Origin of the sequence: Trichocoleus desertorum AS-A10 (assembly GCF_039962155.1) — a bacterium.
Taxonomy (GTDB): domain Bacteria; phylum Cyanobacteriota; class Cyanobacteriia; order FACHB-46; family FACHB-46; genus Trichocoleus.
Genome location: NZ_JAMPKN010000001.1, coordinates 418,494 through 431,197, shown reverse-complemented (window position 1 = coordinate 431,197; position 12,704 = coordinate 418,494). Strand labels below are relative to the sequence as shown.

The window sequence follows — 12,704 nt, the reverse complement described above, 5'->3', positions numbered from 1 at the left end:
AGGGGTGCTAAATGAAAGCCCCTTTCCACACGGAGAGGGGTTTGCTATTTAGTCACCCAGGTAAATGCCTAAGCCCCGAGCGGTTTTGACTAAGGTGCCGCTAGGATCGACGGCTTGGTATTGGGCGATCGCCTCAGGAATGGGGACACTGACGACCTGGCGATTTTGCCAAGTGACCATGTGATCATATTTCTCCTCAGCGATCAGATCGACCGCAGCCACGCCAAAGGCTGACGCGACCAGGCGATCGAGCGGTGAAGGCGTTCCACCCCGTTGCACATGCCCCAGCACCGTCACGCGAGTTTCAGCGCCACTACAGTCACAGATGCGATCGGCTAAGTAGTCGCCAATTCCCCCATAGCGACATTGGCCTAGGCGATTGGTGATCACCACTGGGTCTCCTGCCTCCGTCCGCACCGCTTCCGACACGATCACCAGCAAATAGTTTTTCCCTTGTTCTTGGCGTTCTTTGATTTTGTGGCAGATGTTGGCGATGGTGTAGGAAATTTCGGGGATTAGGATCACATCAGCACCCCCAGCAATACCTGCGGTAATGGCAATATGGCCTGCATCGCGCCCCATCACTTCTAGAATCATGACGCGGCTGTGGCTAGCGGCGGTAAAATGCAGGCGATCGAGGGCTTCGGTTGCGGTATTAACGGCGGTATCAAAACCAATGGAGTGCTCTGTTACCCCGACATCGTTGTCAATCGTTTTGGGGATCGCCACTAGATTCAGGTTGCCTTGTTCGGCAATGCGTCGCAGAATTGCCATGCTGCCATCACCTCCGATGCCGATGATCGCATCCAGACCCAGTTGATGGTAGCCAGCAATAATGTCTTCTGAGCGATCGCAACGGGTGCCGTCAGGCATAGGAAAAGCAAAGGGATCACCTTGGTTAGTCGTGCCGAGCATGGTGCCACCCGCAACCCGCAGAGAGTCAACATTTTCCAGTTCTAAGCGAATTGCCTGGGGTGGGCTGTGCATGAGTCCTTGGGTCGCTTGCCGAATTCCCAGCACTTCCCAATCGTAGGTACCCACCGCTCGACACACCACCGCTCGGATGGCAGCATTGAGTCCAGCACAATCGCCTCCACTGGTCAGAATCCCAATCCGCTTTTGTCCCATATCGCCCACCGTCGCCTCAACGACAAATAAGGTCAGGCTGTACAGTACTGCTAAGCGGTGGCGTTTCTAAAGAATTCCAGGTTGGCTTTAGGTTTGCTTACATCTACTTCACCCTTTGATGTACAAGCTGCATGGTTGCTTGGGATATAGCGATCGCTCGGTCGCATTCAGGCGAATAGGACTAGCGCTGGCAACGCTACTATGGCAATATTGCGCTTCTCGGCAAATCAGCAAACGGTGAACAGGCGCAGGCAAAATCATACTTATGTCAGACCTATCAGATCAGTGGAGCATTCCAGTTGCGCCAGAAGGCTTTAAATCAGGCTTTGTGGGCATCATTGGCCGTCCTAACGTCGGCAAGTCAACCTTGATGAATTATTTAGTAGGGCAGAAGATTGCCATTACGTCGCCTGTGGCTCAAACCACGCGCAATCGGCTCTTGGGCATTCTGACCACACCAGATACACAGTTTATTTTTGTGGATACTCCTGGCATTCACAAACCCCACCATCAACTCGGCGAAGTGTTGGTCAAAAATGCTCAAATTGCCATTCACTCGGTCGATGTCGTGCTGTTTGTGGTCGATAGCTCGGTCGATGCGGGTGGGGGCGATCGCTACATTGCCGAGCTAATGAGCAAAACCGAAACTCCAGTGATTTTGGGCCTGAACAAAAGTGATCAACAACCCGCCGAAACAGAAGCACTAGACGCTAGCTATCGGGCCTTGGCAGAACCTTACGGTTGGCCGATCGCGAAATTTTCAGCACTGACCGGGGAAGGGTTAGAACCGCTGCAAACTTTGTTGGGCGATCGCCTGGAACCTGGCCCTTACTACTACCCACCAGATCTCGTCACAGACCAGCCAGAACGCTTCATCATGGGGGAACTGATCCGCGAGCAAATTTTGCTGCTGACTCGCGAAGAAGTGCCGCACTCGGTGGCAATCTCCATTGATCGAGTTGAAGAAGAACCAACGATCACCCGCTTGCTGGCAACGATTCATGTCGAACGCCAATCACAAAAAGGCATCGTCATAGGTAAAGGCGGCAGTATGCTGAAGGCGATCGGCAGTGCCGCCCGTGAGCAAATGCAGAAGTTAATCGCCGGAAAAGTGTACCTAGAGTTGTTTGTGAAAGTCCAACCGAAGTGGCGGCAATCACGCACTCGCCTCGCAGAATTGGGTTATCGGGTGGAGGAATAGTGGAACTCATTGAGCGCTATCGCGGAGCCTTGCTAGGACTGGCAACGGGGGATGCAGTTGGCACGAGTCTAGAATTTGAGCCACCGGGTTCCTTTGCCCGCATCACGGATATGGTTGGTGGTGGCCCCTTCAACCTCCAGCCCGGACAGTGGACCGACGACACCTCAATGGCGCTTTGCTTAGCTGAAAGCCTGATCGAGTGCCAAGGCTTTGATCCCAAACATCAACTAGAAAAATATAACCGTTGGTATCGCGAAGGCTATCTCAGCAGCACCGGACGCTGTTTCGACATTGGCAACGCCACCCGCGCCGCCCTAGAAGAATTTGTCACCACAGGAAATTCATACTGCGGTTCTACTAATCCTCGCGCTGGGGGCAATGGCTCAATTATGCGGTTAGCTCCGGTGCCATTGTTTTATGCCACGCAGCCAGAGGAGGCGATCGCTAAATCTGCTGAAAGTTCTCGCACCACCCATGCCGCCCCCACGACGATTGATGCTTGCCGTTATTTAGGCGCACTAATTGTCGGTGCGGTTCAAGGAGCCAGCAAAGAAGAATTGCTGGCAGACCATTACAGCCCGATTTCAGGTTCCTGGGAGGCTAATTCGCTCGTCCCTGAAATTGCTGAAATTGCCAGTGGCTCTTTCAAGCAGCGACACCCACCGGAAATTCAAGGCTCTGGTTATGTGGTGAAATCTTTGGAAGCAGCGCTGTGGGCGTTCTACAATAGCGATTCTTTCCAGGAAGGTTGTTTGCTGGCAGTGAATTTGGGCGATGATGCCGACACTACTGGAGCTGTTTATGGGCAACTGGCTGGTGCTTTTTATGGAGAGGCAGGAATTCCGGCGGAGTGGCGATCGCGCTTGGCATACCGAGAATTGATTGAATCCCTGGCTGAGAAACTATTGGCTCTCTCGCGAGCATTTTTGTGAGTATCGTCGAATAAAAGCAGACCTCTCCCCAAACCCCTCTTCTAAGAGGCGAGGGACTTTGAATTTGTCTCCCCTTCCCTACCAGGGAAGGGGCAGGGGTTAGGTTCCTAAGCCAATAACTCTGTCAATGCAGAAATGAGGGCTTGGTTTTGTTCCTCGGTGCCCACGGTAATTCGCAATTTGTCGTCGAGGCGGGGTTGCTTAAAGTAGCGCACCAAAATGCCCCGTTCCTTCAGGGCTTGATAGAGAGCGCCAGCCTTGTTATCGGGAGCTTGAGCCAGAACGAAATTGGCTTGTGAAGGACCGACGTTAAAGCCAAGTTGAGTCAGGTCAGCGGTGAGCTTGGCGCGAGAAGCCTTAACCCTCTCGGCGCCGGCGTTTTTGTGTGCTTGGTCTGCGATCGCCGCAGCTCCCACTGCACAAGCCACCGCATCCACGTTGTAGCTATCCTTAACTTTAATCAGCCCCGACAATAATTTTGGATTGGCAACGCCAAAGCCTAATCGTAAACCTGCCAAGGAATAGCCCTTAGAGAAAGTGCGGAGGACAATCACGTTGTTGTGCTCTTTCACCAGTTCCAAAGCGCTGTAATCGGCAAAATCAACATAGGCTTCATCGATCGCTAGCACTCCAGACAAATGGCTGGCTAACTTACTGAGCACATCTAAAGGAACTAGCGTTCCAGAAGGACTGTTGGGAGTAGCAATGAAGGTGATCGCTCCATTCGCGGCAATCAGTTGCTCGACGGGGAGGTTGTAGTCGTCATCGTAGGGAACCTCAACTACTTTCGTGTCTTGAATTTCCGCCAACGTTTCGTAGAGGACGTAAGTGGGGGTAGGATAGACGATTTTGCGATCGCCTTCCGTACAAGCCCGCACCAGCAAATTTAGAATGTCATCACTGCCATTACCCGCCAAAATCCAATCATGGGGAATGCCTAAAACCTGGCTCGCAGCGTGACGGAACGAATCGGCCATCGGATGAGGGTAACGCCGCAACAGTTCGCCATCGAAGCCACGCAGGACTTGCAGGGCCGCCTCCGAGGGAGGGTAGGGGTTTTCGTTGGTGTTGAGCTTAATGACTTTGACGCCTGGGGCTGGCTGTTCACCGGGTTGGTAGCCAGTCATCGCATCAACGCTAGGACGGAAGTAACTCATCGTTCTGCTTCAAGAATGAAATGTTGAGATTAGTGCGTGGTCAATATTCTTGCTAACCCCTCGCCAACTCCTCCCCGACGCAGAGAGGAGCTTTCAAGCCTTTAACTTCCCTCTTCCCTCGAAGGGAAGGGGGTTAGGGAGTTAGGTCTCAGGTTAGCTCTATTGCATAGTGTGAAGCACTTGCCGAATCGTATCCGCTGGAACTTCATCGGTAATGGTGACGGTGCCAATTTGGGTGGGTAGGATGAATCGGACTCGACCGTCTTTGACTTTTTTATCGGTTAGTAAGCTAGCTGCGATCGCCTCAATATCCAATCCTCCGGGCAACTTAGTGGGGAGGCCAGTTTTCTCAAGTAGGGCAAGCTGGCGATCGCTGGAAGCTTGCTCCCACATGCCTAAAGCTACTGCGATTTGCCCCGCTGCTACCATGCCGATCGCCACTGCTTCGCCGTGATTGACTACTTTGTATTTAGTCTCACTCTCGACAGCGTGACCAATCGTGTGCCCGTAGTTAAGGATGGCTCTTAGCCCTGATTCTTTTTCATCTTTGCTGACGACATGAGCCTTGGCTTGGCAGGAACGGGTTAGGATTTCTTGAAGCAGGTCGTCGCTAAGATAGCGCAGTTGGTCAAGTCGCTGGCTTTGCTCTAGTTTTTCAAAGAGTTCCGCGTCCCAAATGATGCCGTATTTGATCACCTCGGCCATGCCTGCCCGAAATTCTCTGGCTGGCAAGGTTTTTAGAGTTTGAGGATCGATCAAGACTAGCTTGGGTTGATGAAATGCCCCGATCAAGTTTTTGCCTTGAGGATGGTTAACCCCTGTTTTGCCACCAATCGAGGCATCGACCATTGCGAGCAGAGTAGTGGGGACTTGCACGAAGTTGATGCCCCGCAGCCATGTGGCAGCGGCAAAGCCTGCCATATCGCCAATGACGCCACCGCCTAATGCCAGAATCGTGGAGGAGCGTTCTAGACGGTTTTCTAGAGCTACATCGTAGATTTTTTGTAGGGAGGCAGGAGTTTTGTAGCGTTCTCCGGCGGGCAGAATGCACTGAGCGACGGTAAAGCCTGCTTGCTCTAGAGAGGCGATCGCTTGAGTTCCGTAATGCTTAAAAATCGGGGGACTGGAAACAAGGAGAATTTTTTTGCCGAGTTTGAGTGGCTGTGAGCCATGTCCGATGAGCCAGTTTCCTAGCTGCTCCAAACCACCGGATGCGATCGCAATATCATAAGACTGTTGTGGTAATTCGACAGGAATTACAGACTTCATTGGTTTCGTGCTGCCGCGATTAACAAATGCCCGTGGGCTGTATTCTACTACTTCACCACATCGGATGGTGGGGCTGGCGCAGCCTGCCTAGCCCATAAAACCAATGTGGTGGAATACTACTCCACTAAATGATTCAATAGTTTTGTTGGGCTTTGTGGAGAATTGTCAATGTCTGGTGTAATTACTTACGTGTTAGTGCTCGGTTCGTTCTATGCTGCGGCTCTTGGTTTGTTTTTTGGCCTGCGGGCTGCCAAGTTGATTTAGAACTGAGCCTTTGGGAGTCAGGTGTCCTCACCCATTTAGGTTTCAACCAAGCACGTCTTTACTAAGGTTCCAGCTTCTGCTCCCCAAGCAGGTAAGAGGCTAGAACATTGAGAATCCTATTCATTGAGTACAGACTTCACTTAGAAACCTACATGGGTGCGGGGCAGGTACTCGGCAGGTACCCTTAAGGGGTTTGATTCTACCCCTTCATCCCACTCCCCGCCTCAGTCGGCACAATATAATGCTGCATCACCAAAAAGAAGAATAAAATCGGCGCGATCGAAATGACAGAACCCGCCGCAATCAAGCGCCAATCCAGGGAAAACGTTCCTGCTAGCGTTGCGACTCCCAGCGGCAACGTATAGTACTCCGGGCGATCGAGCACGATTAAAGGCCAGAGGAAATCGCTCCAGGAACCGATAAATACAAAAATTGCTAGCGTCACCAGCGCCGGGCGAATTGAGGGTAGCATCACATGCCACCACAACCCCAGTTCTGAGCAGCCATCCATGCGGGCGGCTTCTTCCAACTCTTTAGGCACACTCTGAAACGCTTGCCGTAACAAGAAGATGCCAAAGGCCGAGGCGATCGCGGGAAAAATTAGTCCTAGATAGGTGTTTCGTAGCCCCAACTGTACGGTCAAGATGTACAGCGGAATCATCACGATTTGAAAAGGAATCATGATCGTTGAGACGACGAGGGTGAAAATCGCATCTCGGCCCCGAAAATTTAGCCGCGCTAATGGATAAGCTGCCAACGAACAAAACAGCAAGTTCAGCGTAACTGTCAGTATGGCCACCAGGGTGCTGTTGAACAGGTAGCGACCAAAGGGATTAGTTTGCCACACTCGAACGAAATTTTGCCAAGTGGGTTGGCTCGGCCAAAGTTGCGGTGGAAACTGAAAAATGTTCTCGGTTGGAGACTTGAGCGAGGTACTGACCAGCCACATCAAGGGCAACAGCATTATCAGCGCGATCGCTCCTAGCAAGCTGTACATGCCAGCTCGTTGCCATAAAGCCCGCCGCTTAGAACTATTCATGTTATTTAGTCGCTACTACTGCAATATTCCAAGCAAATCGCTTCATTAGGGGCAATTTCTTCAAGCTTTGGTCTGCTTTTTCCAACTTCAAATAAGTTGGTCTCAAGCGTTCATGCTCTAGAATAATTTTTTTCCAATATCGCTCTTTGTTCGGATCAACTTTTTCTACTAAGTAAAAGCGTAGAAAAATCCAAAGAGTAGCTAACCAAAAGGTGTCATATTCCGTTTTTGTAAATACAGATTGGACAAAGTTGACAATATTAATATCGAGGGGAGTTTCGTCCTCAGTCCGTACCTTAGTCGCAATGCGGCGGTACACATTAATCACTGGATTGTGTTTCAGCGGGTCCCAAAAACAAGCTTTACCACCTGGTTTCAGGACTCGATACATTTCCCGGATAACTGTTTTTGGCTGAGGAATATGGTGCAGTAAATTAGAGGCGTAGATAATGTCAAAAGTGTTGTCGGGAAACTCAATTTCCATCGCATTAATAGTGCGGCCTTCCACTGCAACATGGTTGCTGGCTGCTAGCTTGAGCGCGACATCTACCATGCCTGGGGAGTAATCAGCGGCAACACAGCGTGCCCCTTTGGTCGCAAAATAAACGCTGTTTTCCCCAGCCCCACAACCTAGGTCGAGTAGATATTTCCCTTTGACATCTCCTAAGTGCTTGAGGATAAAGCGATTCTCTGGAGCAGTGCAGGCTTCAAAATAATCTCGAACTTGAATTCCTTCGATGTCAATGGCCGCAGCCCACAGGTCGTGAAATTCGCGTTCGCGCTTGAGGAGGTCGTCTTGCATGACAGTTGTACTGACTGGAATTCCAGCATTATGCCAACTGGGAGATTGTTGGGCAATCCTATCGCGCTATAGAAACTCTTCGCTCCTCGCTTCCGGCTTCTGCTCCCTCCTCTTTCCTTCTGAGCCTGCGTCCTGCTTTTTTAGCTAGCGATCGCTTCAACATTCGCTGTACTAGCAGCCTGCACAGTTTTTTGCACCTCTGCTTCGGCGGTTAGGTATTCGGTAAGTTGCGCTTCGATTTCGTCACAGACGATTTGGCGATATTCGCTAAAGTGCTCGTTGTGGGCACAGACGGTCAGGTAGCGATCCCAGACTTTGGGGTTGTGCTTGAAGATGTTCCAAAGGTTACGCCAGAACTGGAAGCGGGTACTCCGAACCACGCCTTGCCGCCAGCAGACAGTAAGTAAGGCGCGGATATCAACCCAGGCTGGCATTTTTCCAGGGGCTTTGAACTTGGGTGATCCCATGATCAGGTGGTGGCGGTACACGCGATCGAGGAATTTTTCAGGGTCGTAAAGCTCGGAGAAGGCGCGCATGTATTCGCGGGCGATTTCTTCCAAGGGGCGGGTGGGGACGAAGTTCATCAAGGTAGTTTGGTTGATGTTGCCTGCTTCGCCGCGTAAGCGCCCTTCTTTTTTCAGGCGGTGCCAAAGGCCAGTGTCGGGAAGGACTTGCAACATGCTGAAGAGGGCGGTGGGGATCGCGGTTTTCTCAACGAATTGCACAATGCGATCGCCTGCACCCGGTTTTTCGTTGTCAAAGCCAATAATGAATCCCGCCATGACGCGCAGACCCACTTTAGTGATGGATTCCACGGCCTCGCTGAGAGAGTCGCGGGTGTTTTGAAACTTTTGGGTGAGGGCTAGGCTGTCTTCGTCTGGGGTTTCAATGCCTAAGAAGACGGCAGTAAAGTTGCACTCCACCATCAACTCCATCATTTCTGGGTCTTGGGCCAAGTCTACTGAAGCTTCGGTGAAGAAGGAGAAGGGATACTGGTGGTCTTCCATCCAGGTTTTGAGTTCTTTGAGGAACAACTTCACGTTGCGTTTGTTGCCGATGAAGTTGTCGTCCACCATGAAGATGCTACGATCCCAGCCGAGTTCGTAGAGGTAGTTCAGCTCGGCTAAGAGTTGTTGCGGAGCCTTAGTGCGGGGTTTGCGTCCGTACAGAACGATAATGTCGCAGAATTCGCACTGGAACGGGCAACCGCGTGAGAACTGCACCGCCATGCTGTCATAAGCGCTAAAGTCGAGCAGTTCGAAGCGGGGGATGGGTGTGGTGGTAACGTCTGGCTTCACCCCATTGGAACGAAAGACTCCCTGGGTTTCGCCACGCGCGATCGCTTCAATAAAGAGCGGCAAAGTGATCTCGCCCTCATCCAAAATCATGTAGTCAGCCGCTTGAGCTTCTTCCGGTAATGCGGTGGGGTAAGGGCCACCCACTGCTACGGGTTTACCTCGGCGCTTGGCTTCCTGAATCTGGGCCAAGAAATCCTCTTTCTGCACAATCATGGCAGAAAGAATTACCAAGTCAGCCCAAGCCCACTCGTCTTCTGTGACAGCGCGGACATTGCGATCGACCAGCTTATATTCCCATTCCTGAGGCAGAATGGCCGCCACGGTAACCAAACCTAAAGGTGGCAGTAAGACTTTGCGATCGACCAGTTCTAGAGTTTTTTCAAATGACCAAAAGCTTTTAGGAAACAGGGGGTAGAGGAGTAAAACTCGCATTTAAATTTAGCCTCACAGGTTAAGAGCCCGGTCAAAAAAAGCTTGGGCGAACTGCTGGATGGTTATTCACTTTTCCCGGAGAAGCTTCCACAAACCGGGCAAAAGTGGAGAATTCAGTTTAGCTCGCGATTTAGCTGGCGATCGCGTTCATGTTAGCGGTGACGGCTGATTTTGCAGTTTGAGCCTGCAACTTTGACTCAGCAGCTAAGTACTCTGCTAATTGAGCCTCGATTTCGTCCCGCACCGTTTGACGGTACTCCAAGAAATGCTCACTCAAAGCACAATTGCTCATATAAGGCACAAAGACGCTAGGATTGTGCCGCAGAATCGCAAAGAGCTGCCGCCAAAACTGCCAACGAGTGCTGCGTTTAATGCCCTGCCTCCAGAAAATGGTGAACACAGCCCGAAGTTCTACCAGTTCTAACATCCGAAATGGCACTTTGTGAGGCGATGGCTTTTGCTGGATGAAGTTGCGATAGACCCGTGATAAATAGCGACTGGGTTCGTACAACTCCCAAAAACAGCTTAGGTACTCACGGGCCAACTCTTCTACCGGACGGGTGGGGATAAAGTTGGTCAGCGCCATCTGGTGGCCCTGCGTTTCTTTGTTGGCCTCTAGCATCCGACCTTCTTTTTCTAGTCGGTTCCAGAGCGCCGTGTTGGGCAGTGCCTGGAGTAAACCAAACATCGCCTTGGGAATCGAGGTAGCTTCGACAAAATCGATGATGCGTTGACCCGCTCCTGGTTTCTCGCCATCGAAGCCCAGGATAAAGCCAGCCATCACATTCAGGCCCGCTCGATTAATCGTTTGCACCGACTCCACTAACGAGGTGCGGGTGTTTTGAAATTTGTGAGTCAGCGCCAAACTATCGGTATCAGGAGTTTCAATACCGATAAACACAGAACCAAAGTTGGCATCAATCATCAAGTCCAGCAGTTCTTGATCTTGGGCCAGATCAATCGAGGCTTCGGTAGCGAGGCGGAAGGGATAGTTATGAGCTGCCATCCAGGGGCCAAGTTCACGCAGCAACAGCTTGACATTACGCTTGTTGCCAATAAAGTTGTCATCGACCATAAAGATCGATCGCCGCCAGCCTAAGTCATAAAGGGTTTGCACTTCAGCAATGAGCTGAGCTGGAGTTTTGGTGCGAGGCTTCCGCCCATAAAGCACAATAATGTCGCAAAACTCGCACTGGAATGGACATCCGCGCGAGAATTGCACCGACATCTCGTTATAAGCCTTGAAATCTAGCAAGTCGTAGCGCGGAATTGGAGAAGTAGTGACATCTGGCTTTACCTCCCCAGCCCGGAGGACGCCCGAAGTTTTGCCTTCAGCGATCGCCTCAACCAGCATGGGAAGAGTAATTTCACCCTCATCCAATACCAGGAAATCAGCTCCAGCTTCCTGAGCTGCATCTGGGACAGAGGTGACATAAGGGCCACCCACTGCAACTAACTTGCCACGTTGCTTAGCCTGCTGAATCAAATTCAACATATCTGGCTTTTGGACAATCATGCCAGAGATAATCACCAACTCTGCCCAATCCCAGTCAGCTTCCGTCTCCAGCCGCACATTACGGTCCACCAGGCGAAACTCCCACTCTTGAGGCAGGATCGCAGCAACCGTAATCATTCCCAGCGGAGGCAGCGAAACCTTGCGCCCAATCAGTTCTAGAGCCTTGTCAAAAGACCAAAATGACCGAGGAAAAAGGGGGTAGAGAAGTAAAACTCGCATTAATTGTTAGCCTCTTATCTAAATGACGGCCTGTTCTCAGATATATTGATATGTCTATCTATCCTGAAAACTCTCACGATAAAAGCTTTCAGTCAATGAACAACGATTGACCAAATCAACTCGACGCGAAACAAGCCAATCCTCGCAATAAAAAGTGTATTCCTTCGAGCAAAGATCAAGGAACTTCCTATATCACTTGTACTGGAGTTTAACAGACGCAACTCAAAAACGTATGCTTTGAGCGATTCCAGGAGCAGCAAGTAGCACTAAAGACCAAAAAACTAGCTGTAGCAAGAGAAAAGCCAAAGTATCGAAACACCCACCCTCAGATTCTTCTGGAGGGAGCCTGAGGGACGTAGCCGTCCCTTAGCGGGGGTTTGAGGGCGAGTGCCCCCAATGGTTCGGTTCTTGTTTCAACAGATGTGATGCAGCCGAAATATGGGTTATTCAGCGATCGCCCGTTCTTTAGCTTCAACAGCCCTCACCCCACCCTGCCCAGGCACCCCACTAACTTTCAACACATCTCGAAATGTGGCGCAATAAGTCGGCAAATTGAACGTAGCTGGATTCACCACATTCTCGTAAGTGAAATGCCGATACTTCAAACAGAAACGGTCCCAAGCTGCCATCTGAATCCGAAATACTGCAATCAGCACATCAGCCAACACAGGCAACAGCGGAATCTGAAACTGAATTTTCTTCCCTAGATAATCACAAACTGTCTCTATCGCTTCGTTCACCGTCACCCGAGCATTTCCCAGCACCAACTGCCGTGGTTGGCCTAGTTCTGGCGGATGCTCTACTAGATGCTGCACCACTTGGGCAATATCACGCCCGTGAACGAAATGGAAACTACCATCAGCTTTGAGGAAGCGAATTAAATTAATCCACTTGACGACCTCTGGAATCCCAGATGTTACGGCTGAGGAAGGCTTATGCTCATCCCCACCAAACACCAAGGTAGGGAACAAAGTAGTAACTTTAGGAGCGATCGCCAGCTTTGATAACTGCTGAAAACAAGAGTACTTCGAGCTAATGTAGTCGGTTCCCAGTTGCCCTGCTTCTTTGAGCAAGTGGTTTTTGCGATCGAGAATACTGGCAGTTGAGAAGTAAACTACTTGTTCGCAGCGCTCTGGATCGAGCAAGCTCATCAACCGCAACGTCTTTAAAACGTTTACATCATAGGTTTCTTGAGCATTCCCCCAAGCAGTAGCCACCAAAATCGCCACATCCATTGATGCCAATAAGTCTTCCATGCGGTCAACATCCCGCATATTAGCCTTAATGATGTGAATCCCAGGACGAGCTTGGTAGTCAAACTTCAGCTTTGCAGGGTCTCTAACCAGCAGATGTAATTCATGCTCAGTGGACTGAATCAAAGCTTCCGCGATGTAGTGACCAATGCAGCCACTGGCACCCGTCATGAAAATTCGCTTGGGGAGCATGG

The 12,704-nt window shown here is 50.8% G+C and carries 12 protein-coding genes; 3 read left to right on the top strand and 9 right to left on the bottom strand.

From position 1 onward, the window contains the following. Positions 1-48: 48 nt before the first annotated feature. Both NDA01_RS01910 and NDA01_RS01905 read right to left on the bottom strand, forming a co-directional pair. Positions 49-1,128: an ATP-dependent 6-phosphofructokinase gene (locus tag NDA01_RS01910; RefSeq protein WP_348226944.1), complete on the bottom strand. Its 1,080-nt coding sequence runs from the start codon at positions 1,126-1,128 to the stop codon at positions 49-51. 108 nt (positions 1,129-1,236) lie between these two features. Continuing rightward, complete coding sequence (locus NDA01_RS01905; RefSeq protein WP_348226668.1) at positions 1,237-1,389, bottom strand: hypothetical protein; 153 nt, start codon at positions 1,387-1,389, stop codon at positions 1,237-1,239. 4 nt (positions 1,390-1,393) lie between these two features. On the opposite strand from NDA01_RS01905, the gene era reads away from it, so the two are divergent. Beyond that, the gene (gene era / locus NDA01_RS01900) at positions 1,394-2,329 is read left to right on the top strand and encodes a GTPase Era (protein ID WP_190433894.1); all 936 of its coding nucleotides are present in this window, start codon (positions 1,394-1,396) and stop codon (positions 2,327-2,329) included. Continuing rightward, positions 2,329-3,261 carry an ADP-ribosylglycohydrolase family protein gene (locus tag NDA01_RS01895; protein WP_348226667.1) on the top strand — a complete coding sequence of 311 codons (933 nt, stop codon included), beginning with the start codon at positions 2,329-2,331 and terminating at the stop codon, positions 3,259-3,261. Before era ends, NDA01_RS01895 begins: the two co-directional genes overlap by 1 nt. Before the next feature lie 107 nt (positions 3,262-3,368). Here NDA01_RS01895 and hisC read toward each other — a convergent pair whose 3' ends face one another. Further along, positions 3,369-4,418, bottom strand: coding sequence for a histidinol-phosphate transaminase (gene hisC / locus NDA01_RS01890; protein ID WP_348226666.1), 1,050 nt, complete (start codon positions 4,416-4,418; stop codon positions 3,369-3,371). A gap of 159 nt (positions 4,419-4,577) precedes the next feature. Next, positions 4,578-5,687 carry a 3-dehydroquinate synthase gene (gene aroB, locus NDA01_RS01885; protein ID WP_348226665.1) on the bottom strand — a complete coding sequence of 370 codons (1,110 nt, stop codon included), beginning with the start codon at positions 5,685-5,687 and terminating at the stop codon, positions 4,578-4,580. 168 nt (positions 5,688-5,855) lie between these two features. Between aroB and petL the strand changes: the two genes are divergently transcribed. After that, on the top strand, positions 5,856-5,951 hold the full coding sequence (petL, locus tag NDA01_RS01880) for a cytochrome b6-f complex subunit PetL (protein ID WP_190433902.1): 96 nt from the start codon (positions 5,856-5,858) through the stop codon (positions 5,949-5,951). Between the two features lie 199 nt (positions 5,952-6,150). Here the strand turns inward: petL and NDA01_RS01875 are convergent, their stop codons facing one another. From NDA01_RS01875 to NDA01_RS01855, 5 genes are all read right to left on the bottom strand, one after another. Next, positions 6,151-6,990, bottom strand: a complete 840-nt coding sequence (locus tag NDA01_RS01875; protein WP_190554619.1) for a carbohydrate ABC transporter permease — start codon at positions 6,988-6,990, stop codon at positions 6,151-6,153. A gap of 1 nt (position 6,991) precedes the next feature. Then, positions 6,992-7,792, bottom strand: a complete 801-nt coding sequence (locus NDA01_RS01870) for a class I SAM-dependent methyltransferase (RefSeq protein ID WP_348226664.1) — start codon at positions 7,790-7,792, stop codon at positions 6,992-6,994. A gap of 140 nt (positions 7,793-7,932) precedes the next feature. Then, positions 7,933-9,522, bottom strand: a complete 1,590-nt coding sequence (locus NDA01_RS01865; RefSeq protein WP_348226663.1) for a B12-binding domain-containing radical SAM protein — start codon at positions 9,520-9,522, stop codon at positions 7,933-7,935. Between the two features lie 130 nt (positions 9,523-9,652). After that, positions 9,653-11,257 carry a B12-binding domain-containing radical SAM protein gene (locus NDA01_RS01860; RefSeq protein ID WP_348226662.1) on the bottom strand — a complete coding sequence of 535 codons (1,605 nt, stop codon included), beginning with the start codon at positions 11,255-11,257 and terminating at the stop codon, positions 9,653-9,655. A 443-nt stretch (positions 11,258-11,700) separates the two neighbouring features. Beyond that, positions 11,701-12,702, bottom strand: a complete 1,002-nt coding sequence (locus NDA01_RS01855; protein WP_348226661.1) for an NAD-dependent epimerase/dehydratase family protein — start codon at positions 12,700-12,702, stop codon at positions 11,701-11,703. Positions 12,703-12,704: the final 2 nt, after the last annotated feature.